General features: G+C 44.1%; 2 rRNA genes. Both read left to right on the top strand.

What is annotated here, in order from left to right:
- A 23S ribosomal RNA gene (locus tag BCT81_RS09105) occupies positions 1–110 on the top strand; the annotation flags it as partial.
- Between the two features lie 134 nt (positions 111–244).
- Positions 245–354, top strand: a 5S ribosomal RNA gene (rrf, locus tag BCT81_RS09100); the annotation flags it as partial.

Below are 354 nucleotides of genomic sequence, written 5' to 3'. Positions count from 1 at the left end.
CTTTAAGTGTCCTAAAGGGTTGTTCAAGACTAGAACGTTGATAGGCAGGGTGTGTAAGCGCTGTGAGGCGTTGAGCTAACCTGTACTAATTGCCCGTGAGGCTTAACCATACAACACCCAAGGGGTTTTGATGGACTCAAAGATACAAACGCTTGAATGAGTTTGATGAGACAACACTTTTAATAGCTTTCCAGATTATTTTGCCTTCAGTTTTTAAAAAAGCTGAAAGTAAAAGCAAAATTTGCTTGGCGACCATAGCATTGTGGACCCACCTGATTCCATGCCGAACTCAGAAGTGAAACACAATAGCGCCGATGGTAGTGTGGGGCTTCCCCATGTGAGAGTAGGACATCG

Source organism: Vibrio sp. 10N.261.52.A1, assembly GCF_002876325.1.
In the GTDB taxonomy this organism is placed as follows: Bacteria; Pseudomonadota; Gammaproteobacteria; order Enterobacterales; family Vibrionaceae; genus Vibrio; species Vibrio chagasii.
Note: the sequence above shows the minus strand (reverse complement) of the source record. Positions and strands in the feature narration are given on the sequence as shown.